The 21944-nt window shown below is 36.9% G+C and carries 21 protein-coding genes; 12 read left to right on the forward strand and 9 right to left on the reverse strand.

Annotated elements, in window-relative coordinates; genetic code table 11:
- Positions 1 to 13: 13 nt before the first annotated feature.
- The 5 genes from PSF31_RS02770 (at position 14) to PSF31_RS02790 (ending at position 6761) form a co-directional block, all read left to right on the forward strand.
- A complete protein-coding gene (locus PSF31_RS02770) occupies positions 14 to 1315 on the forward strand; it encodes an anaerobic C4-dicarboxylate transporter (protein WP_094963063.1) in 1302 nt (433 codons plus the stop codon).
- A 737-nt stretch (positions 1316 to 2052) separates the two neighbouring features.
- On the forward strand, positions 2053 to 3126 hold the full coding sequence (locus PSF31_RS02775) for an erythritol/L-threitol dehydrogenase (RefSeq protein ID WP_004905239.1): 1074 nt from the start codon (positions 2053 to 2055) through the stop codon (positions 3124 to 3126).
- Between the two features lie 151 nt (positions 3127 to 3277).
- A complete protein-coding gene (locus tag PSF31_RS02780) occupies positions 3278 to 4138 on the forward strand; it encodes an ABC transporter substrate-binding protein (protein WP_370661211.1) in 861 nt (286 codons plus the stop codon).
- Positions 4139 to 4294: 156 nt separating this feature from the next.
- Entirely contained in the window at positions 4295 to 5779 is a 1485-nt protein-coding gene (locus tag PSF31_RS02785; protein ID WP_094963062.1) for a sugar ABC transporter ATP-binding protein, read from the forward strand.
- A 10-nt stretch (positions 5780 to 5789) separates the two neighbouring features.
- Positions 5790 to 6761 carry an ABC transporter permease gene (locus tag PSF31_RS02790; protein ID WP_004905244.1) on the forward strand — a complete coding sequence of 324 codons (972 nt, stop codon included), beginning with the start codon at positions 5790 to 5792 and terminating at the stop codon, positions 6759 to 6761.
- A 156-nt stretch (positions 6762 to 6917) separates the two neighbouring features.
- On the opposite strand, the gene PSF31_RS02795 is transcribed toward PSF31_RS02790, so the two are convergent.
- The 7 genes from PSF31_RS02795 to PSF31_RS02825 form a co-directional block, all read right to left on the reverse strand.
- Positions 6918 to 7925 (reverse strand): LacI family DNA-binding transcriptional regulator, encoded by a 1008-nt coding sequence (locus PSF31_RS02795; protein ID WP_096864754.1) that lies wholly within the window; start codon positions 7923 to 7925, stop codon positions 6918 to 6920.
- A gap of 222 nt (positions 7926 to 8147) precedes the next feature.
- Positions 8148 to 8942 carry a sulfite exporter TauE/SafE family protein gene (locus PSF31_RS02800; protein WP_096864753.1) on the reverse strand — a complete coding sequence of 265 codons (795 nt, stop codon included), beginning with the start codon at positions 8940 to 8942 and terminating at the stop codon, positions 8148 to 8150.
- A gap of 42 nt (positions 8943 to 8984) precedes the next feature.
- Entirely contained in the window at positions 8985 to 9332 is a 348-nt protein-coding gene (locus PSF31_RS02805; RefSeq protein ID WP_096864752.1) for a thioredoxin family protein, read from the reverse strand.
- Positions 9333 to 9712: 380 nt separating this feature from the next.
- On the reverse strand, positions 9713 to 9997 hold the full coding sequence (locus PSF31_RS02810; RefSeq protein WP_096864751.1) for a hypothetical protein: 285 nt from the start codon (positions 9995 to 9997) through the stop codon (positions 9713 to 9715).
- Positions 9998 to 10498: 501 nt separating this feature from the next.
- Positions 10499 to 11164: a heme exporter protein CcmB gene (gene ccmB, locus PSF31_RS02815; protein WP_004905254.1), complete on the reverse strand. Its 666-nt coding sequence runs from the start codon at positions 11162 to 11164 to the stop codon at positions 10499 to 10501.
- Positions 11149 to 11781, reverse strand: coding sequence for a cytochrome c biogenesis heme-transporting ATPase CcmA (ccmA, locus tag PSF31_RS02820; RefSeq protein ID WP_004914240.1), 633 nt, complete (start codon positions 11779 to 11781; stop codon positions 11149 to 11151). The genes ccmB and ccmA overlap by 16 nt, the downstream gene beginning before the upstream one ends.
- A gap of 32 nt (positions 11782 to 11813) precedes the next feature.
- Positions 11814 to 12992 (reverse strand): ion channel, encoded by a 1179-nt coding sequence (locus PSF31_RS02825; protein WP_096864750.1) that lies wholly within the window; start codon positions 12990 to 12992, stop codon positions 11814 to 11816.
- A gap of 360 nt (positions 12993 to 13352) precedes the next feature.
- Here PSF31_RS02825 and cptA point away from each other — a divergent pair, with 360 nt between their 5' ends.
- The gene (gene cptA, locus PSF31_RS02830; protein ID WP_036958542.1) at positions 13353 to 15062 is read left to right on the forward strand and encodes a phosphoethanolamine transferase CptA; all 1710 of its coding nucleotides are present in this window, start codon (positions 13353 to 13355) and stop codon (positions 15060 to 15062) included.
- Between the two features lie 49 nt (positions 15063 to 15111).
- On the opposite strand, the gene PSF31_RS02835 is transcribed toward cptA, so the two are convergent.
- Entirely contained in the window at positions 15112 to 15798 is a 687-nt protein-coding gene (locus PSF31_RS02835) for a DUF421 domain-containing protein (protein ID WP_004905262.1), read from the reverse strand.
- A gap of 301 nt (positions 15799 to 16099) precedes the next feature.
- Between PSF31_RS02835 and PSF31_RS02840 the strand changes: the two genes are divergently transcribed.
- The 4 genes from PSF31_RS02840 to PSF31_RS02855 all read left to right on the forward strand — a co-directional run bounded on the left by PSF31_RS02840 (position 16100) and on the right by PSF31_RS02855 (position 19775).
- A complete protein-coding gene (locus PSF31_RS02840) occupies positions 16100 to 16423 on the forward strand; it encodes a hypothetical protein (protein WP_096864749.1) in 324 nt (107 codons plus the stop codon).
- Between the two features lie 142 nt (positions 16424 to 16565).
- A complete protein-coding gene (locus PSF31_RS02845; RefSeq protein WP_004905264.1) occupies positions 16566 to 17003 on the forward strand; it encodes a GNAT family N-acetyltransferase in 438 nt (145 codons plus the stop codon).
- A gap of 75 nt (positions 17004 to 17078) precedes the next feature.
- Positions 17079 to 17345 carry a DksA/TraR family C4-type zinc finger protein gene (locus tag PSF31_RS02850; protein WP_096864748.1) on the forward strand — a complete coding sequence of 89 codons (267 nt, stop codon included), beginning with the start codon at positions 17079 to 17081 and terminating at the stop codon, positions 17343 to 17345.
- Between the two features lie 423 nt (positions 17346 to 17768).
- Complete coding sequence (locus tag PSF31_RS02855) at positions 17769 to 19775, forward strand: BCCT family transporter (RefSeq protein ID WP_094963056.1); 2007 nt, start codon at positions 17769 to 17771, stop codon at positions 19773 to 19775.
- Between the two features lie 109 nt (positions 19776 to 19884).
- On the opposite strand, the gene cdiI is transcribed toward PSF31_RS02855, so the two are convergent.
- The gene (gene cdiI, locus PSF31_RS21075) at positions 19885 to 20013 is read right to left on the reverse strand and encodes a ribonuclease toxin immunity protein CdiI (protein ID WP_180359523.1); all 129 of its coding nucleotides are present in this window, start codon (positions 20011 to 20013) and stop codon (positions 19885 to 19887) included.
- A gap of 337 nt (positions 20014 to 20350) precedes the next feature.
- Between cdiI and PSF31_RS02860 the strand changes: the two genes are divergently transcribed.
- Both PSF31_RS02860 and PSF31_RS02865 read left to right on the forward strand, forming a co-directional pair.
- The gene (locus PSF31_RS02860) at positions 20351 to 20830 is read left to right on the forward strand and encodes an Hcp family type VI secretion system effector (RefSeq protein ID WP_036958545.1); all 480 of its coding nucleotides are present in this window, start codon (positions 20351 to 20353) and stop codon (positions 20828 to 20830) included.
- On the forward strand, positions 20830 to 21789 hold the full coding sequence (locus PSF31_RS02865) for a hypothetical protein (RefSeq protein ID WP_096864747.1): 960 nt from the start codon (positions 20830 to 20832) through the stop codon (positions 21787 to 21789). Before PSF31_RS02860 ends, PSF31_RS02865 begins: the two co-directional genes overlap by 1 nt.
- The last annotated feature ends 155 nt before the right edge of the window (positions 21790 to 21944 follow it).

The following is a 21944-nucleotide window of genomic DNA, read 5'->3' on the forward strand; positions in this document are numbered from 1 at the left end:
ATTGGAGACGATTATGGTTTGGCTAGAAATCATTGTTGTATTAGGTGCAATATTCTTTGGTATTCGCATGGGCGGAATAGGTATAGGGCTCTGCGGTGGATTAGGATTAGCTGTATTAACCATCGGGTTTGGTTTACCCATTGGCTCACCACCTGTTGATGTTATTTTAATTATTATGACGGTCGTGGTAGCAGCTTCGGCATTACAAGCTGCTGGTGGGATGGATTATCTAGTACGCCTAGCCAGTAAATTTATGCGTAAAAATCCTAAGTATTTGAATATAATAGCACCAATCACCACTTGGGTGATGACTATCATGGCTGGTACAGGTTTCATTGTGTTTTCTATGCTGCCTGTGATAGCGGAAATTGCGAAAGATTCGGGTATCCGACCATCAAGAACATTAGCAGGCTCAGTGGTTGCCTCACAAATTGCTATTTCTGGCTCTCCAATCAGTGCAGCAATGGCTGCGATGTTGACAATTATGGAAGGTAACGGCATCACTTTTATCGTTGTCATGTCAGTATGTTTACCCGCCTCTTTTGTTGCTGCTATGGTTGCCGCCTTTATTGCATCGCGTCAAGGCTGCGAACTTGAAAACGATGAGGTCTATTTAGAACGTTTACAAAAAGGCTTAGTGCATAAGTACGAAGAGAAAAAAGGCGAGAGCACAACGAGAGAAAAATTCTCTGTTGTTCTATTCATTATTGCCACTATTGCTATCGTGATCCTCGCTGCATTCCCACAATTACGTCCTGGTTTTGATATCGGTAAGCCGATGGGAACACGAGATATCATCATCATTTGTATGCTAAGTGCAGCATGTTTGATGGTAGTTTTCTGTAAAACATCACCGGATTCCATTGTATTGGCACCAACATTCCGTTCAGGAATGAGTTCTCTTGCGGTGATTCTCGGAATTGTGACATTAGGCACTACTTTTGTTGATGCCCATATGGACCAAATCAAGGCCATCGCGGGAGATGTGTTATCTGCATACCCTATTTTATTGGCTTTAGTGCTGTTCTTAACCTGTGCCTTGCTATATTCACAAGGTGCCACAACACCGTTAATTATTCCATTAGCCATTGCCTTAGATGTCCCGACATGGGCAATATTGGCCTCTTTTGTCGCCGTCACCGGGGTATTTGTCTTACCCACTTACCCAACATCATTAGCAGCCATTGAATTCGACTCTACAGGGTCTACTCGGGTTGGAAAATATATTTTAAATCACCCTTTTATGCTACCAGGGCTAGGTGGAATTATTGCAGGTGTCGCCTTCGGTTTTATCATTGCACCAATGATTGTCTAACACTAGGATGTGAGGTCTCCTCACCCCCCTTTAGAATATAACGAAATGATTTTATTGACAAAATGAAGTTAAACTTTGGCTCTATTTAGCTTTATACTTTGCTTAATTGGCAAAATACAATTACAAGGTATAAAGCTATTTTTTTAATACCTATAGGTATATCTGCAAAGAAAATATTATAGCAGCGTATCAAAATGACTCATTACTCTATTTAATTTTTTAAATTAAATTTTATAAATTAAAAATAATATCCTGTTAACCACTCAATATCTCTTTATTAAATGTAGTTTAAATTTGTTTTCATTCAAAAGTGTGAGCTGAAATGTTTTTGCATGAAATATTCACTTCTGAAAATAGTTAAAATAATTATACTCGGCTTCATATTCATTTCTTAAAAAAAACAGAATAAGGAATGAATTAAGATTTTTATTATGATTTTCATCATGTTACAAAGTCAGTTTCGGCAGTCTCATTTCCCAATGAAAGTACTCAATTAGGTGACTAAAATTAGGGCTTAAATCACAAATTTTAGTTTTTAAGATACTTACTTTCAAAAATGACGACGTCGTCATATTAAAAAAAATTTATTTTATCTATAACATTAAACAACCATTTTTCTTACATACATATCAATATTGATAGTTAAGCGTTAAAAAAACTAAAGCAAATGCGTTATAAAAAAACGCTTAATGTTGACGTCAACATTAGGGTTAACAACTAGAAAGAGGTCTTAGAACATGAGTAACCTACCTGAAAAAATGAAAGCAGTTGTTTGTCATGGCCCACATGATTATCGCTTTGAAAATATTAAAAGACCAACGCCAGGATTTAGAGAAGTTGTCATCAAAGTTGATGGGTGCGGGATCTGTGCTGGCGACTGTAAAGCCAACGATGGTGCTCAAATGTTTTGGGGAGATGACCCATGGATCAAAGCCCCAGTAGTTCCTGGCCATGAGTTTTATGGCCGCGTTGCAGAGCTCGGTGAAGGCTCCGCTGAAAAATTCAAACTGAAAATCGGCGACCGCATCTTAGCAGAACAGATAGTCCCTTGCTGGGAGTGCCGTTTCTGTAAGTCTGGCAAATACTGGATGTGTGAAACCCATGATATTTACGGTTTCCAAAAAGAAGTTGCCGACGGTGGTATGGCTGAATATATGCGTTTTTCAGAACGCGCCATTATTCATAAAATCCCTGATGAACTATCTGATAAAGATGCCGCATTAATTGAGCCAATGGCTTGTGCTATCCACACTGTACGCCGTGGTGATATTGATTTAAATGACGTCGTCGTCATTGCAGGTGCAGGCCCACTAGGGCTGTGCATGATCCAAGTCGCAAAATTAAAAACGCCGAAAAAACTGGTTGTCATTGATGCGATTGATGAGCGCCTTGAATTAGCAAAAAAATTTGGTGCAGATGTCGTTATCAATCCACTGAAAGAAGATGCGATTAAACTAGTCAAAGATATGACTGAAGGCTATGGCTGTGACGTTTATATTGAAGCAACGGGTGCACCAATCGGTGTTACTCAAGGGCTAGAAATGATCCGCAAACTTGGCCGTTTCGTGGAATTCAGCGTGTTTGGTAAAGAAACAACAGTTGACTGGTCAATCATTGGTGACCGCAAAGAACTCGATATCCGCGGTGCTCACTTAGGGCCATATAGTTATGAAGTCGCTATTGACCTATTTAGCCGTGGCTTAGTTAGTGCTGATGATATCGTTACTCACTTCTATTCCATCGATGATTGGGAAGAAGCCTTTGTCATGGCGAAATCGGCAGACTCAATTAAAGTCGTCATCAAGCCATAAACATGTTTTAACTGGCAGTAATAATTGATAATTCAAATAAACACTAAATAAGTAAAAACCCTACATATAATTGAACGCTCTTTTAGGAGAACATCTTATGCTGAGTAAATTTAAAAAGTTAGCTGTCGCTGCAAGTGTACTGACTTTAGGTATGGCATTTAACGCTACCGCTAAGCCAGTTTCAGTGGGCATGTCATTTCAAGAATTAAACAATGAATATTTTGTCACCATGAAGGAAGCCTTAGAGAGCGCAACGGGTGATATGGGCGCACAACTATACATTTCTGATGCAGCTCATGATGTATCAAAACAAACCAGTGATATCGAAGATATGTTACAGAAAAAAATCGATATTCTGTTAATAAACCCGGCAGATAGCGTTGGTGCAGAAACGGCTGTACTGGCAGCGAAAAAAGCGGGAGTTGTAGTTATCGCCATTGATGCTCAAGCAAATGGCCCAATTGACTCTTTCGTTGGTTCTAAAAACTATGATGCTGGCTTAATGGCAGGTAAACGTTTAGGTGAAGCACTAGGCGGCAAAGGCGAAGTGGCAATTTTAGATGGTATTCCTGTTGTGCCAATTCTTGAGCGTGTTCGCGGTTTTGAAGCGGCGATGAAAGAATATCCAAATATCAAAATCGTAACTAAATTGAACGGTAAACAAGAACGTGATACTGCAATGAACGTTACAGAAAATATGTTGCAAGCAAATCCAACACTCAATGGGATTTTCAGTGTTAACGATGTCGGCTCTTTAGGTGCGTTAGCAGCGATTGAGTCCTCTGGTCGTGATGTCAAATTAGTGAGTGTTGACGGTTCTCCTGAAGCGGTTGCTGAAATTGCCAAAGGTAACTCTCCATTTATTGCTACTTCAGCGCAATTCCCTCGTGACCAAGTTCGTATTGGTTTAGCTATGGGCTTAGCAAAATACTGGGGTGCCAATGTCCCTAAAGAAGTCCCAATTGATGTTAAATTGATCGACAAAACCAATGCTAAAGATTTTCACTGGTAATAGTTAGTTATCAATAACCAATGTATTGCACCTGTATTTCTGATGTTCGGTGCAATACATTTTCATAAATATTAATTATTAAATGCATATTGGAATAAAAATTCCAAATGGCTTTGTTACCCATTTTTAAGCAGTTGAGAAATATAGGGAAGCAATATGATGCAATTATTAGCATTAAAAGATGTCAGTAAAACTTTCCCTGGGGTTAAGGCGTTAGATAATATTAATCTCTCCCTAGAAAAAGGGGAGGTTCACGCATTATTAGGTGAAAACGGCGCAGGTAAATCAACGCTAATGAAAGTGTTATGTGGAATACATAAACCTGATAGCGGACAAATTCTGATTGAAGGCAAAGAACACACCTTTCATAACTACAGAGATGCCATCAAAGCTGGCGTAGGTATTATTTTCCAAGAATTTTCTCTTATTCCTTATTTAAACGCTTTTGAAAATATATTTTTAAATCGAGAGTTAAAAAATAAGTTTGGTTTATTAGATAGAAAATTAATGCGAAAAAAATCGCAGGAAATCCTAGCTGAGCTGGGTGTAAATATCAATATTGATGAACCTATTAGCCATTTAAGTATCGCAGAGCAACAGTTTGTTGAAATCGCAAAGGCTCTGTCTTTGGATGCTAAAATTTTAGTGTTAGATGAGCCAACTGCGACATTAACCCCCAATGAAGCAAACCATTTATTCGATGTAATGCGTGATTTAAAAGCTAAAGGGGTTGGAATGTTTTTTATTTCCCACCATCTAGAAGAAATTTATGAAATCTGTGACACCATCAGTGTACTACGTGACGGACAATATATAGGGTCGCGTAAGGTCGATGAAACAGATTTAGACGTTATTATCGAAATGATGGTTGGTCGTGAAGTTGAGAATATTTATCCTCATAAACGCCAATTCAACGAGCAAGAAGTCATCTTAGATGCAGAAGTTCAGCGTTTCTCATATAGCCCAACTAACCACCTTCAATTAAAGAGAGGTGAAATTTTAGGGCTTGCGGGGTTGGTGGGATCGGGTCGCACAGAAACTATTCTTGCCATGATCGGTGCTGATAAAGCATATAAGAAGAAAGTTATTTTAGAGGGCAAAGAAGTTAAAGTTAAATCGGCTGCGGCTGCATTGCAATTAGGTATCGGTTTATTACCAGAAAGCCGAAAAACTCAAGGCCTTGTATTGCCCTTTTCCGTTAAAGAAAATATATGGTTAAACAATCATGCTCAAAAATTATTTTTAATTCAAAATAAAAAAGAACTCACTTTATCTATTGATTTAATTTCCCAAGTAAAAGTTAAAACACCAGAACCTCACACCGCGGTTTCTACTTTAAGTGGTGGAAATCAGCAAAAGGTTGTTATTGCTCGCTGGCTAAATAAACAAGCCAAAATTCTTATTTTCGACGAACCCACCCGAGGTATTGATGTTGGGGCAAAATCAGAAATTTATCAGTTAATGCGCTCTCTAACTGAAAAAGGAATTTCCATTATTATGATTTCATCGGAGCTACCAGAAGTTATTGGTGTCAGTGATAGAGTTTTGGTTTTTCGAGATGGTGAAATTGCTGCTGAGTTAACTGGAGACGAAATAAACTCAACTCAGATCATGGTACATGCGGCCGGCAATATTATATAGGATAACGACTATGTCTAATCAAAGTGCAATTCCATTAACTAAAAATAAATTTAGTTTTTCTAAGCTAACAAAAATACCTGCATTTTTACCACTTGTTGGTTTAATTCTTTTATTTGTCTGCATGTCCATTTTTAATGAACATTTTTTAACTGTAAATAACCTTTCGACCATTGCTCGTCAGGTTTCTATTAATGCCATCATCGCTATTGGTATGACATTTGCTATCTTAACAGGTGGAATTGACTTGTCCGTTGGTGCTGTTATGGCACTTTCTGGAACCTTGATGGCTGGCTTAATGAAATATTATGGAATGGACCCTTACGCCGCAATTGCGCTGGGCTTATTATCCGGTGTTGCTTTTGGTTTCATTAATGGAATTTTAGCCGCTTATGGTAAAATGCCACCAATCATTGTCACTTTAGGCGCCATGATTATTGCTAAAGGGCTAGCCTTAATTTATACCGGTGGCTACCCAGTGTCAGGGTTACCTCAAGAATTTGCTTTTTGGGGACGCGAAGAATTAATGGGAATTCAAGTTCCTATTTTATTAATGCTTGGCCTTTATCTTATTTTCTATGTTGTACTAAATCATGTCTCTTTTGGCCGTTATATTTACGCCATTGGCGGTAATGAAGAAGCCGCACGCCTCAGTGGTATCCGCGTTGAACGTTATAAAATGTTAGTTTACGTCATTAGCGGTTTTACTGCTGCATTCGCTGGGTTAATATTTACCTCTCGAGTAATGAGTGGGCAACCCAATGCAGGGGTAGGATTTGAGTTAGATGCTATTGCTGCGGTCGTACTCGGCGGCGCTTCAATTGCAGGAGGCCGTGGTATGATCATCGGCACACTGATTGGCGCAATGATCTTAGGCGTACTTAATAATGGTTTAAATTTATTAGGTATTTCACCTTATGTTCAATATATTGTAAAAGGTTTAATTATTTGGGGCGCTACCTTAATTAGTTCAATGAAACGCTAAATTAATAGTACCTCATCGCCATTAAAATAGGCAGGTATCGTTACCTGCCTATCTATAATCGCCATACTTCAAGTTGCATGGGTGTTGACTGTGTTCATATATGACTCGAATTCTTTAGAGTATATAAATCATAACGGGTTTTCTTTCTAACTCTTATTAATAAACAACAAGTTTCCCATCAACAAATATTTGCTTTGTTTTATAATCTTTATGTGAATCTCGCTCTATTTCAGAAAACAATAACTCAGTTGTTAATTCACCAAGATATACCGAATCATGATGTACACCAGAAATAGATAAATGGTAAGTATCTGCATAGGGTGGTAAATCTACAGAAAAATAACGGCAAGAAAGACCTAGTTCTAAAATAATTTTATACATCCCTGCCGTAATAATTCCATTCAGCCCAACAATATACATATTTGGTGTATAAAGCTCTTGAACTTTTTTTCTTAGATAATCTTCGTCATTCTTGTTAAACATATAACTGCTGTATAAGACATTAATATTTTTTCTATTTGGAAAGTTTTCATATATACCCGCTAAACGAGACAAACTAATTTCAGATCCTTCTGGCCCTGAAACAATCAGTGTATTTTCACTATTTTGCTGGTTAAGAAATTTTCCTGTTAAAGCGCCAATTTCAAAATTTTTCAAAAACAACCCCGAATACTTATTCTGATAACCATAAATTGAACGGTCAACAAAAACTAAAGGCACATTATGTTGATCAATTAATGATAAGTAACTTGGTTGATAGTCTTTATCATCACGAACTGGCGATAGTAGGATCCCACTCGCTTTGTAGCTGACTAATGTTTCGATTGCTGTTTTTTCTGCTTTTTCATCACTATCTGAATCAAAAATCATGACTTGATAGCCTTTTTCTTTCGCTAAGCGTGAGACAGTTTGAATCAGTACGATATAAAATGGGTTAAATGTGCTATCAGTAACCACACCTATTATGCGGCTATTTTTATTTTTCAGATTACGTGCAAAAAGATTTGGCACATAATTGAGCTCTTGTGCTATCGCTAATATTTTATCTCGAGTTTCCTTCTTTACCATCTCAGGATGATTAAATGCTCTAGAGACTGTAATATCAGTTACATTAGCACGTTTAGCTATATCAATTATCGTTGTTGAGCTATCTTGTTTTGTCATAATTATACTAGTCAACCTTTAATGATTACCCAGAAGAGTATATTAGCAATCCATTTCACTATTATCAGGGTAGAAAAATGCGATGGTTCATTATACCTTTTTGAGCTTGAAGATAAATCAAATTTACTTTTTTAAAGAAGAATAAATGATTGAACATTCAAAATAGTGACACACTGCATGAATTATAAAAATTTATTTAATAAGTGATATTTAAAACCTATTTCAAATGACATTAAATTCAATCAATACTGATGAAATCAACCCTAAGGCAACAAAGATAACAGCACTTGAAAATAGTATTTGAATGGCTTTATTAGAAATATAATGCATTATTAATCGACCAATTAATAAGCCAACAACACATGAAGCAATGAAAACGATGCTAATTTCTTTAGGATATTGAAACCCATTCCAGACATTAATAAAAATACTAATACTACCAATACAGAAGATAACCATTAATGATGTTGCGATAATACTCTTCATATTCAAATTAGTGAATTTTCGCAATGCAGGAACAATAATAAAACCACCACCGACACCTAACATGCCAGTAAGTAATCCTGTAATGACACCAATTCCCCCAAAGATTAACGCTGTTTTAGTGTTCCAAGTAAATTTCCCAGTTTCTGTATTAATTAAACAATGTGCATCATTTTGCTCATCACCCCGATTGAAAAATATACGTCCCCCGACATAAAGCATAACAAGGCTAAAAATAAGCGTTAACCAAACTGGAGGAACAATATGGGCAAGGTAAATACCATACTTAGCAGAAGGAATACTCAATAGCGCTATCCAAATAGCTGCTTTATAGCGAATATTCTTTTTTATAAGCCCTTGAATAACACTAATAAAAGCCGCTATTGTAATAGCTAAAAGCCCTACAGGTGCTGCTAATGCTACACTCCAATTTTGGCTTGCCATTAAAGCAGGAACAGCAAGAATTCCACCTCCCGCTCCCGTTAAACCTAGTAGACAGCCTATCAATAGCCCTTCTAATATCAGTATTAACATTATGAATGTCTTATCATTATTATTAAATATATTCGCTGAATATTAACGCTTACCGAGCGTTTTCTCCAATACCATTAATGCCCTATTAAATGGTACTTCTCCTGCAATAATATCGATTAACCGAGTATCTTGGAAAACCGCAATTGTCGGCACTGATTTTATACCATATCGAGGAGCTAAAGTGGGCGATTGAGCAATATCAACAATACCAAAATCGATGTTATTTTCTTGAAAACACTCAGAAAGCTTAGTAAAAATAGGATACATATTTTTACACGGTAAACACCAAGAAGCCGAAAAATAAACAACTACAGTTTGTTGCTCATCTTGCTCTAGGGGGTAAAGTGTACTCGAGAAATTATCACTATCTAATGATAAAATATTCGACATTATATGCTACCTTTTGTGATTTTTTCCTAAACTAACATATTGGAACAATACACTAGATAATAAGTCACCTTTTGTCCATTAATTATTTAGTATTATTTGGCATTTGATTACTTTCATTTAAGAACAATAAACCAATTTAACATTTTATCACAATAAAGCATAAAAATATGATTCATAATAAATAGTAAAAACAAACTCGCTATATTAACTTTAAAAAATCATACGATATATAAACCACTTTTAGCTTTTTATTATACATTGGATTTTTATTCCTGAATATTATTAGCTTTGATGAACCTAGATTATTTAAAGATGTTTATTATTAAAAATAAACTATATTTTTACTCTTATTCATTATTAGCTTTTCAATTTTAACCCATTTAGATGGGGATCCGTTTCTGTTCTTTTTCTTTATCAAAAATCATATTCAGCTTCTCATGGGCATTGTCTGTATATCGACTTAAATCAGTAACATCTTGTTTCTGATTTGCCTTATCGCAAATAACAATCTCACCTTCCGATACCGCTGTATGAGTGGTGTTGCTGCCTTTGCCTGCATTGATGCCAGTTTGTTTATCCACCGATTGGTAATCGCTGTGCATCTCGGTTTTGCTGGCATTGAGACTCAGTGAACCACCGCCCGCTTGGCTACCATAGGGAGACAAAAGGTAAGCAAAATCGATCTATAGCTAAAATTACGTTTTAAAATCATTAGAATTATTAATTGTATTGGTTTGAGATAAAGTAATATACGAAACATCACACACCTTAAGTCAAATTACAGTCACACTCATTTAAGCTTTTTTATAACTCATCTAACTTCATATATTATGATTATGATTATGATTATGATTATGATTGTGATTATGATTATGATTATGATTATGATTATGATTTAACATAAAAATATTTTTTGTAATAAACAATATAAAACGGTAGCAATTTAAATAAATTATTTGAGTTCAATGCGATTTTTTATAAAACTTACCTTTATTTGTATCAAAAACACAAATAAAGCCCATTAACTAGTTGAATAAAATGAAATCTTAAGAAAAAACACCCGTTAAATGTATAAGTAATTATTATATTTCAATTCTGAATCGACAATAGATAACAAGGCAAAAATTAATTTGCTCTTGTTATCTATTTTGACGAGAGAAAAATAATTAGCTATTGCTAATATTAAGCTTCAGCGCAGCGGCGATAGCGAGTGGCGAAAAGGTGATGCTGGCGGCAAATAACGCGGCAAGAATGGCAAAATAACCATCGAGAGGCATTTTAAAACTGTGGGCTTCCATCGTACCTGTTGCATAAATCAGCACAGGAATATATAGCGGTAAAACAAGCAAGCTCACCAAGACACCGCCTTTTTTTAAGGAAACGGTTAATGCTGCACCAATCGCCCCAATAAAACTCAATACAGGTGTGCCCAATAATAATGTCCCTGCTAATACAAATAGTGTGTCTGCGCTAAAAGACAACATTAATGCCGCAACAGGGGATAACAAGATCAAGGGCAGCCCTGTGACTAACCAGTGGGCAATCACCTTCGCAAATACAGTGATAAATAAAGGATGCGGTGCGAGTAACAGTTGCTCAAGGGAGCCATCAAGGTAGTCATCCTTAAATAAACGCTCTAGTGATAATAGTGAAGACAAAATGGCCGCAACCCAAAACACCCCAACCGCAATGCGCGCTAATAATTGAGGTTCAGGACCAATACTCAAGGGAAATAGTGTGATAACAATTAAGAAAAACCATAGCGGATTAACGAGCTCAGAAAAACCTCGGAACGCAATTTTAAGCTCTCTTTTAATTAATAACCAAAACATGATTCAACCCCGCCCGTCAGTTTTAGTGAACCAAATTGCCCTGACATCGCTTGGTGGGAGGTAAACAAAATAATCCCCCCTTGCTCTGCATGCTGATGAAAACGTTCTGTTAAACGAGCAACCCCCGCCACGTCAATTGCGGTAAAAGGCTCATCAAGTATCCACAGAGGGGCTTCGCTTAGCCATAACCTCGCTAAATTAACACGCCGTTGTTGCCCAGCAGAAAGTTGGCTAACAGGAATATCTTCATAACCAATTAACGAAACTTCCTCTAAAGCAGACCAAATACGCTCACCTTCATGCCCTTTATGGTGCATTTGGTAATAAAATTTGAGGTTTTCATAAGGTGTTAATAATGATTTAACCGCTGGTTTGTGGCCTAAATAAAGTAAATGACGAGTAAATTCTTCTTTTAGTTTATCAATCGATTGATTATTCCAACAGACCGCCCCTTCATCAGGTTTTAATAACCCAGCCATCATTCGTAGCAAGGTCGTTTTTCCTGCTCCATTTGGCCCTTCAACTTGCAAGATTTCACTAGGTTGCACTATAAAATCAAGTTGATGGAATAACACCCTATTTTGCCGATGGCAACTCACTTGTTGAGCACTTAGCATGAAGCACAATTCCCGTTATTTTTATTTTAAGGTTAGCTTTTTGCAACTTTGTTCAACAGCATATCACTAATAGAGTCGCTCGATATTGCTTCACCGCAAAGCACTTGCATCAAAACCTCTGAACCTAGCGTAGATAATGAAAACAACATATCAGGTTTAAGTAAGCGAACTTTATCCATATTGCTTTCTTGGTTAATTAGCACCACTGTTTTTACCGAGCTACCTTCCCCTGCTTGCTCTTTCACTCCCAATAAAGCGAAAGTACTGAGCGAATCGCTATCTGTCATCACTAACACACACTTTGCGTGTTTAACATTAGCAGCGGCGAGCAATTCGGAACTGGTTGGGTCACCGGTCACAATATTATCTTTTTCGGGATAATGACTGCGATGGTTTTCTTGGCAAATCACAGCCACCGGCAGCTCTCGTTTTTTCAGCCCTTGATAGACATTGACAGCCATTGGTGTGCTACCAATCACCACATAATGATTTTTCATATAAGAAAACCTCTTACGCACAATTTCTTTCGTACCTTTCGCTAACACCCCAACAATATAAACCACTGAAGTGGTAAAAATTGTAATTCCTAAAATAATCACCGTCACCGTGAATACACGCGCATCCACTGTAACCGGAACAATGTCACCAAACCCGACCGTTGTCATGCAAACTAAAGCAAAATAAAAGGCCGTTGTGCCGTCTTTAACCACTGGTGAAAATTCATCACCAATATATAAAGTACCAAAAATAGAATACAGCAATAATGCAATAATACAGGTTATTGCCACAAACCCGGCACTGGTTAAGCTATGGTGATGATACAACTTCCAAAAAAGGCACAAAGCAACCAATAAAAAGAGGGAAAAATAACCTTGATGTATGTTTTCTTGTGTTAACCGCAGGTCAACAAATGAAATAATCCCAAGTAAAAATAAGGAGAACACCCAAGCAATACGGGCTCCGTTAACCATAAATAGCGATAGGAAAATCAGTGAAATTCCCAATAAAAAACGAGGAATATCCAGTAACTTCATAAAGCCGAGTGATTTTAACCACTGTGTTAGCCCTGACTCGCGCCAATCAATGTAGTCGGTATAAGCACTTAATACAGGCTTTAAAATCATTGCGCCATCAATAATAATTAGCAATGAAAGCAACACCCTGATTGATAGGGGTGATTTTAAAAAAGCCACAAATGAATTATCTAACATGTATTGCTCTCACCCTTCATTGATGCATTCGTCAAATTTTCTTATATACCATAAATATATCAAAGGATAGTACCAATGGCGTAAAGACGATGACAAATGCTAATTGGACATTTTACTATTTTAACAATGGCTAGCAAAACATCGTCTATAATTGAATATCACGATAGCTGCCCAATTCCAAGCGAACAAAACAGCTTTTAAAAAACACTAGTAAACAAACGGTTATATGATTATTAAGGAAATATTATTTATAGATAATATATTTTGGAACTTAAACTACGTCTTTATATCTAAAAACCGATTTCTCAATTATTTTTCAATTCGATTTAACAATAATAGAAAACAAGAGTTTAAAAACCTATGAGTAACACTACACACTCGGAAAAATTTAGCTGGACCTCACTGTTCTGGTTACTAATCTACTTTTGGTATTTTTCATCACTATTACAACTGTATGTGCTCGTAACAGGGCAAAGTAATTCTATTGGCCTAAGAGATTCACTACTCTATAGCTCTCTTTGGCTGGTTCCTGCCCTACTGTTCCCTAAAAAAGTTAAGTTAGTTGCGGGACTAATTGGTATTGTTTTATGGCTTTCTTCGGTAGTTGCCCTCGCCTACTTTGTGGTTTATGGGCATCAAATATCCCAAAGTGTCATGTTTGTGATGTTTGAAACCAATACTAATGAAGCAGGCGAATTCCTTAAACAATATTTTAGCTTCAAAGTCTTAGGTGTCATACTCGCCTATACTGTAGTCGCAATTTTCCTATGGACACGTCTAAAACCGGTAACACTGCCAAAGTCAGGGCGAATCGGTATTTCATTGTTAATTTTAGTTATTTTGTTCGGTATTCCTTATTATAACAAAGGCATTAAACAAGACCGACCAATGGCCAATGTCGCATCATATTTAAATAGTAAACTCGCCTACGCTGCGCCATGGCAGTTTGTGAGTGGTTACTTTTTATATAAAAACCAGCTAGCAAACATGGAAGAATTAATCCGCGACAACAGTAAAATTCCACCATTAGAAAACTTTGTCGATGCAAACGGTGATACACCCCGCACATTTGTATTAGTAATAGGTGAGTCCACCAGCCGCGATAGAATGAGCCTATATGGCTATTCACGCCCAACGACACCTGAGTTAGATGAACTTGCAAGGGATTATCCTGCTAATTTATCCGTATTCAATGATGTTGTGACGTCGCGACCTTATACTATTGAAGCACTACAACAAATTCTGACGTTTGCGACACAAACTGAGCCTGAACTATTCAATTCGCGCCCTTCTATGATGAACATGATGAAGCAAGCGGGCTTTAAAACGTTTTGGATCACTAACCAGCAGACGATGACTGAACGCAACACCTTATTAACGGCATTCTCTCGCCAAACAGATAAGCAATATTATTTGAATAATGATATGGCTCAAAGCTCACGTATCTATGATGACGTGGTTTTTGCACCATTCAAAGAAGCGCTTGCAGACCCAGCAGAAAAGAAATTTATCGTTGTCCATCTGTTAGGAACACATATGCGCTATGAATTCCGCTACCCAGAAGATAAAGCCATTTTCAAAGATAAAGACAGCGTGGTTCCCGCTAACCTAAATGATGACGAAGTGAAAGATTATAATGCTTATGATAACGCACAACATTATAACGATTATGTTGTTTCAACATTAATCAAGGACTTTGATTCTTCAAAAGAAAATGGTTTTCTGGTGTTTTTCTCAGACCATGGTGAAGATGTTTATGATACCCCGCCTCATGAAATGTTAGGGCGTAGTGAAGGTAAGCCAAGTAAGGTCATTTATAATGTGCCTTTCCTAGTTTGGCAATCACCTGAGTGGCTATCAACTCATCAATTTGATTTGAATGATAAAACAACCCGACCATTCAGTAACATGGACTTTATCTACGCGTGGTCTGATTTAGCAGGTTTAAACTATACTGGGTTTGAGCCCGAAAAAAGCCTGTTTAATGAGGCATTTAAACCTCAACCTCGTTATATTGGTGACCCAGATAATAAATCCTCATTAATGCTTTATGATGATTTAAAACAATAATTAGGTCTCTGTCGGTGAAATGTTATCTGCATTTCACCGACCTATTCATTTAAGCTATAACTTTCAGATGCTGTGCTCCCTTGCGGTTTATTTTACCATCCCGCAAAATAAACGTGACTTCACCACGCCAAAATTCAGCTAAGAAAATATCGTTTATTGATTCAATATCTTGTAATTCAATTTGCTGCATTAACCAAGCTTCATCTCTTTCGATAGATTCCAAACCATAGCTTCTAATAACCCCTTCTTTTATCAGGATCACTGATGGCATATTTTTTTCATCACAAATAATGGTTAGCTGTCCATCAGGTTCTATTTGTGCATAATAAATTTCTTGAAAGGAATGAATGCCTTGTGCATGAATTCGAGATGAAATATTGATGAGGTCTATCTTATTGGCTTTTTCTAAGATGTTTTCCATTATAAATTGGCCTTTTTTAATGATAGGTATGGGATTACCAATGGCCACATTACGAAAAAAATTAAATCTTTTTGTTAAAAAGTTCAAAAAGCTTATAAACAAAACACCAATAATTAAAATAGTCACATACTGGTACAATGGGATAGTATCACTGTAAATCACCCCACCAATAATACCTCCTAAAACAAAATTACCAATAAAATCAATAGGAGTCATTTGGGAAAGCTGCGTTTTTCCCGATAGATTCATATGAGTGATAACAATGGCAAAACCGATAATAAATTTTAAAATAATCAACGAATAATAGTACGCCATAATGCTATTCCTTTGTTATCTAAGCCATACATTTGTTTTCATTATTTATTTAATAATAAGTTCGAACAGTTTAGCTTGGTTTTCTATATTTTATAACTCTATAGCATGGAACAAGAGATGACTTTCCAAAAAAAAGCATTCACTTGAGTTTACAATCAAAAAAAATATAACGATTTCAGTTTTTTACCTAATTATTTTATAACTCACTTAATTTCAACTATAGTTAAATATACACATTGGCGATTATGCCAATATCGAGCTTTAATAACATTTTTACCAGCATCGTGCTAAGGATATGTTTATGAATATAAAACTCATCACTTCACTTCTTTTCGCGGGCCTTGTTACTGTTATCGCTGGTTGTGATGACTCATCCAAACCAAGTGACACCGTTAAACAAGCTGAAGAAAAAGCCCAGCAATTAAAAGAAGATGGTGAACAAAAAGCTGATGAATTAACGAAAGATGCGCAAAATAAAGCTGAAGAGTTAAAACAAAATGCGTCAGAACTGAGCCAAGAAGTTAAAACGGATGCGATTAATAAAGCTGACGAAGTCGCAACCGATATGAAAGAAAAAACGGAATCGCTCAAAGCAGAAAATGACGCAGAAACCAATAAAAAATAATTTTCCGCTCAGTTCCCTTCAAGAATGTGGGCTTTAAATGCCTGCATTCTTATTTGGTGCAAAAAACAACAAAACCCGCCTAACTCGTTCGCCATTCCACGATATAATTATGTTTCTTATTCGCTAGCTACCAGGAAAACTAATGCAAATTAAACATAGCATGGGGTACACAAACCCAGAACTCCTTACTGATGCTTTCAACCTGCGCCAACAAGTTTTTACTCAAGAACAGGGGTTTCCCGCTGATATCGATGTCGATGAATATGATGAGTCCGCATTACATGTCGTTTTGTATTTAGATGGGCAGCCAGCTGCGGTGTTACGTTGTGTACTACTTGAAGACAATCTTATCAAAGTTGGCCGTGTCGCAGTACAAAAATCACACCGAAGTAAAGGGTTAGGACGTGAATTAATGAAATTTGTAGAGCAATATGGCCGTTCTCATCATTACCATAAAATCGCTCTTTCAGCGCAATATACTGCCATTGATTTTTACCATACTCTGGGGTACCAAACTGAGGGAGAAATGTATGATGAAGAGGGAATGGACCACATTTATATGACATTATCTTTAGAGTAATAATTGCCCTTGAATTAAATTTTCTCGCCTCTATATTGGTATATAGGTCAATATTTAATCAAGCAGAGGTGAATGATGGCAAATGGTTGGGCAAATGAAGATGCTGTTCAAGAACAAATTGATGCCACTCTTGATGATGCGGTAGCGAAAGCTCGTCGCCAATTGCACTCAGGTGAAAGTGCCGAGTTTTGTGAAGAGTGTGGTGAGGCAATTCCTGAGGCTCGCCGTTTAGCATTACTCGGCGTAAAATTCTGTATCAACTGCCAAAATGAATTAGATAAAAAACAATCTACATTTAGTGGCTATAATCGGCGTGGCAGTAAGGATAGCCAATTACGCTAATCACATTTCCACCTCCATTTATCTAAGGTTTTTACTTATCTAGTACTTACTTTCACTCATTTGCGTTAACTTATTGGTAAAACATGTAAATACTGCACTGTTAATTATTAATTTAATGATAATTAACATGATATTTTTATCCTCTATTTAATGTTATTTCCCGATATTGTTGATCATTCACTCGTATCATGGCAGTATAACCGCCTATTTTTTAACTTATGAAGGTGATAAAGACTCGGGTTTCATCGCTATTTTTGGCAGTTTAGCCTGCCCTCAACACCCTATTATTGTTCTTTCTATCTCGTTTCCTTAGGGGAAATTTTTCGCAATTATTCATTGTTTCATTAAGAAGGACAGCTCGCTGCATATTTGTCGATATCGGTATGCCAAAAATAAAATAAAACAAAACAAAAGAAGGTTGTTATGAGTCAAATTGATACTGATTCTAAAAAAATTCGTTCTAAAATTAGTCCCCCTGTATTTTATAGCTCTGCCGTTATTATTTTGGTTATCGTTGGCTTTGCCGCTTTGATGCCAGAAGTCGCAGAATCTCATCTAAGTCATCTTCAGCAAAACTTATTCAATAATGCTAGCTGGTTTTACATTCTAGCCGTCGCTATTATTCTTTTGAGTGTGACTTATCTGGGACTCTCCCGTTATGGGCAAATAAAATTAGGCCCGGACCACGCCCAACCCAATTTTAGCTATGTCTCGTGGTTTGCCATGCTTTTCTCAGCAGGTATGGGAATTGGGCTAATGTTTTTTGGGGTTGCAGAACCCGTAATGCACTACCTCAACCCACCTGTAGGTGAACCGCAAACCGTTGAAGCCGCAAAAGAAGCCATGCGCTTAACGTTCTTCCACTGGGGATTACATGCTTGGGCTATCTATGCCATTGTCGCATTAATTTTAGCGTTTTTTAGCTATCGCCACGGCCTCCCTCTCACATTACGCTCTGCCCTTTACCCCATTATTGGTGAGCGTATTTATGGCCCAATAGGCCATGCAGTTGATGTATTTGCAGTAGTAGGGACGGTATTTGGTGTTGCAACATCTTTAGGCTTCGGTGTACTGCAAGTTAACGCTGGGATGAACCATTTATTTGGTTTACCAGTCAGCGAAACCGTACAAGTGGCTTTGATCATCATTTTTACAGGGCTTGCAACAATTTCCGTTGTTTCAGGACTAGATAAAGGTATCCGTATCTTATCGGAACTCAATCTTGGCCTCGCATTTCTATTGCTCGTATTAATCGTTGCTTTAGGGCCAACTGTGCTTCTTTTAAAATCTTTCGTTGAGAATACAGGTGGCTACCTTTCAGAGATCGTCAATAAAACCTTCAATCTCTATGCCTATGAACCCAAATCAAGTAATTGGTTAGGCGGCTGGACACTACTGTATTGGGGATGGTGGTTATCTTGGTCGCCATTTGTCGGTATGTTTATTGCCCGTATCTCTCGCGGTCGTAGTATTCGTGAATTTGTCATGGGGGTATTATTTGTCCCAGCTGGCTTCACTTTAATGTGGATGACATTCTTCGGTAACACAGCGATTGATTTAATTAAAAATAAAGGCGCAACCTTATTAGCCGAAACTGTTCAGGCAGACGTATCTCTCGCTTTGTTTGAATTCCTTAATTATTTTCCATTCTCTTCGGTTTTATCTTTCTTTGCTATGCTAATGGTCATTGTGTTTTTCGTGACTTCAGCGGATTCAGGAGCAATGGTGGTTGATACTTTAGCTTCAGGCGGCGATTCTAATACCCCTGTTTGGCAACGTATCTTTTGGGCGGGTTTAATGGGTATCGTTGCGATAACAATGTTACTCGCAGGTGGTCTCCAAGCGTTACAAACACTGACAATTGCGAGTGCTCTTCCCTTTGCTGTCGTTTTGCTCGCCTCCATTTATGGCTTGTTCAAAGCCTTAAGAGTCGATGCCTATAAGCGCGATAGCCAACAGTTAGCGACCATTGCACCAACTGCCAGCCGTAACCCTATTCCGTGGCAGCGACGCTTGCGTAACATCGTATATTTCCCTAAACGCGCGCATGTTAAACGCTTTATGGAAGAATCTGTGAAGCCATCAATGGAAATGGTATCTGAAGAACTGGCTAAGCAAGGTACTGTATGCCATATCCATACTGATAAAGATGACCGAATAGGTTTTGAAGTGGATTTAGGCGAAGATATGAACTTTTTATACGAAGTTCGCCTCCGTTACTATATTCAACCGTCATTTGCGTTATCGGGTATGGGGACAGAAAGTGATGATGAAAAGAGCGAGGAGCAACGCTACTATCGCGCTGAAATTCACTTAAAAGAAGGTGGGCAAGATTATGACGTGATGGGCTGGGCAAAAGAGCAGATCATTCACGATATCCTAGACCAATACGAAAAACATATCCATTTCTTACACTTACTGGGTAAGTAGCCCCAAAAAAGAAACATTACCTAAAATGTGTCGATAAGAATTCACAGGCGGCTAAAATTATAGCCGCCTGTGTTTATTCGATTGTCAATTAATGCAATAGAATCCTATTTTATGACATTTGCATTTTTGATAATAAATTACTTACGCTAGCTAAGTCTTCAGGATGAACTTTTAAATATTTTTCACAAGCTAATCTGGCGTAGTAGAAGAAAGTTTTATCCCTCAAATAGACAGACATGACCACGTGTCTTTTACCTAATTGATTCGGCTACAACCCTCGTTGACTCGGTTGGTTAAATCGTTAATCACCACAAAACAGGTTTATGTTTTTCGATGATTTCAGTGTGTTTTCGCATTCAATCTCAACATTGCTAAAAGTCGCACTGAGGCGGTTTTATGATGCCTAACGGGCTGTTTTAGACACTAAGTTCGCCAGTTTAACATAATAGGTCTTATGGAAATTTTAAAATCAAGGTAAACGCAATCTATGCTAAATCATAATATTTAACTTAAGTAATGTATATGGTATTGTGAACTATCTATATTGATCTTTAATGACAAAGGGAATGCTTAAAATGGCGAATATAATTTATCTTACGCTAAAAGGAAATAAACAAGGTTTAATCTCGAAAGGATGCTCAACGATAGATTCTATCGGGAATAAGTATCAAAAGGGACATGAAAACGAAATTCTTATTAATGAGTTGTCTTCTAATTTATCGATGCATCAAAATGTCAGTTTTCAGCCTATTAGTATTCGTAAGCCAATTGATAAGTCTTCCCCACTACTTTCTCAAGCATTAACATCGAGTGAGATATTAACGTGCGACTTTACTTTTTATAGAACATCAATGAATGGTGGGTTAGAGCTGTATTATAAAATAAAACTGACAGATGCCTCAATTGTTGACCTAAATTGTTTTTATCCTAATTCTGTTACTCACAATCAAGCCCAACCAGAAGAGTCTGTATCGTTTCGATTTAAATCGGTTACCTGGGAGCATGTTATTGCTGGTACTAGTACATACAGTATATGGGAAGAAAGGAGCTTTTAATGTTCTCTAGCCCAGAAGAGACCTTTGAATGGTATGCAAATGAATTAAGAAAAATATCTGAGTTATCTGCAAGGTATTTTCTTGACGACCCCTACTGTAAACAAGGTTACAGAAGTGAAATAAATGAAGTTATAAGGTTGATCCGAGCTGATTTTAATATAGCACTGTATAATAATAATGCTAGGCATCAACGAGTAGATAGCACTCGGGATTGGTTTAGAGAGAACATAGGTTCAACGGGGAATTGGCCCGATATATATAAATACACTGAGGAAATTAAACTCGAATATGAATCAGAAAAATTAGCGTATTCCCAATTAAGAAAGGCAAGTAAAGAACTATATAATGCAACTAGGTCTTATTTTGGTGAAGGCTGGCTTTTTTATGGTGACAAGAGCCTTGATATATTAGGTGGTGCAATTCAAACAGCAGTTGGTATTTTTAGTTATAGAATAGGTAAAACAATTGGAAGTCACGGAATGAAAACGTCCGGTGCGATAAGCATGGCCTATGGTGGAGGTCGTGTATATCAAGGTATTTCTGATATTACGTATGAGTTAACTGATGGTGAAATAAACTTTAGACAAGATCCAGTTAAGTTTTTAATAGAACAAGGTACTATAGCATTAGGGGGAGATAGCATCACAGCTAAGAAAATTTATTATGATGTTGATTTTGTAAATAATCTTTATATCGGTTTTGGAGCATTTAAAATTATTGATCCAAAGAAAAGAACTGAAATAAAACAATTACCAACAAAAACTTCTAAAGGATTAAGAAAATTAGGTTTTTTTGAACGCTATTTTCCAGATAACGTCGGGTTTAGAATAGAAAGATGGACTAATGAAAATTATAAAAGAAAATTAGCTATAGGAAATAAGCCAATGTTATTATATTCATTAACAGCATCAGCAATAAAATTGAAATTGATTCTTGAATTACATAATGACGAAAATTAGTATTTTATAATTTTTTTATTTTCATTAGTGAATTAAAAGTTTAATTTTTATGGATAGATAAAATAAAAAAGGTATTTTACTATTTACTGAGTCTATAAATAAAACCATTAACACAGGGATTAAATATGCGATTGTTAAAGGTATTAGTGATAGAA

This window comes from Providencia sp. PROV156 (assembly GCF_028480905.1).
Taxonomy (GTDB): Bacteria; Pseudomonadota; Gammaproteobacteria; order Enterobacterales; family Enterobacteriaceae; genus Providencia; species Providencia hangzhouensis.

What these genes read in the sequence shown, in the direction of transcription:
- PSF31_RS02770 (WP_094963063.1), top strand. Translation starts at nt 14, where the DNA reads ATGGTTTGGCTAGAAATCATTGTTGTATTAGGTGCAATATTCTTTGGT.
- PSF31_RS02775 (WP_004905239.1), top strand. Translation starts at nt 2,053, where the DNA reads ATGAGTAACCTACCTGAAAAAATGAAAGCAGTTGTTTGTCATGGCCCA.
- PSF31_RS02780 (WP_370661211.1), top strand. Translation starts at nt 3,278, where the DNA reads ATGGCATTTAACGCTACCGCTAAGCCAGTTTCAGTGGGCATGTCATTT.
- PSF31_RS02785 (WP_094963062.1), top strand. Translation starts at nt 4,295, where the DNA reads ATGATGCAATTATTAGCATTAAAAGATGTCAGTAAAACTTTCCCTGGG.
- PSF31_RS02790 (WP_004905244.1), top strand. Translation starts at nt 5,790, where the DNA reads ATGTCTAATCAAAGTGCAATTCCATTAACTAAAAATAAATTTAGTTTT.
- PSF31_RS02795 (WP_096864754.1), bottom strand. Translation starts at nt 7,925, where the DNA reads ATGACAAAACAAGATAGCTCAACAACGATAATTGATATAGCTAAACGT.
- PSF31_RS02800 (WP_096864753.1), bottom strand. Translation starts at nt 8,942, where the DNA reads ATGTTAATACTGATATTAGAAGGGCTATTGATAGGCTGTCTACTAGGT.
- PSF31_RS02805 (WP_096864752.1), bottom strand. Translation starts at nt 9,332, where the DNA reads ATGTCGAATATTTTATCATTAGATAGTGATAATTTCTCGAGTACACTT.
- ccmB (WP_004905254.1), bottom strand. Translation starts at nt 11,164, where the DNA reads ATGTTTTGGTTATTAATTAAAAGAGAGCTTAAAATTGCGTTCCGAGGT.
- ccmA (WP_004914240.1), bottom strand. Translation starts at nt 11,781, where the DNA reads ATGCTAAGTGCTCAACAAGTGAGTTGCCATCGGCAAAATAGGGTGTTA.
- PSF31_RS02825 (WP_096864750.1), bottom strand. Translation starts at nt 12,992, where the DNA reads ATGTTAGATAATTCATTTGTGGCTTTTTTAAAATCACCCCTATCAATC.
- cptA (WP_036958542.1), top strand. Translation starts at nt 13,353, where the DNA reads ATGAGTAACACTACACACTCGGAAAAATTTAGCTGGACCTCACTGTTC.
- PSF31_RS02835 (WP_004905262.1), bottom strand. Translation starts at nt 15,798, where the DNA reads ATGGCGTACTATTATTCGTTGATTATTTTAAAATTTATTATCGGTTTT.
- PSF31_RS02840 (WP_096864749.1), top strand. Translation starts at nt 16,100, where the DNA reads ATGAATATAAAACTCATCACTTCACTTCTTTTCGCGGGCCTTGTTACT.
- PSF31_RS02845 (WP_004905264.1), top strand. Translation starts at nt 16,566, where the DNA reads ATGCAAATTAAACATAGCATGGGGTACACAAACCCAGAACTCCTTACT.
- PSF31_RS02850 (WP_096864748.1), top strand. Translation starts at nt 17,079, where the DNA reads ATGGCAAATGGTTGGGCAAATGAAGATGCTGTTCAAGAACAAATTGAT.
- PSF31_RS02855 (WP_094963056.1), top strand. Translation starts at nt 17,769, where the DNA reads ATGAGTCAAATTGATACTGATTCTAAAAAAATTCGTTCTAAAATTAGT.
- cdiI (WP_180359523.1), bottom strand. Translation starts at nt 20,013, where the DNA reads ATGTCTGTCTATTTGAGGGATAAAACTTTCTTCTACTACGCCAGATTA.
- PSF31_RS02860 (WP_036958545.1), top strand. Translation starts at nt 20,351, where the DNA reads ATGGCGAATATAATTTATCTTACGCTAAAAGGAAATAAACAAGGTTTA.
- PSF31_RS02865 (WP_096864747.1), top strand. Translation starts at nt 20,830, where the DNA reads ATGTTCTCTAGCCCAGAAGAGACCTTTGAATGGTATGCAAATGAATTA.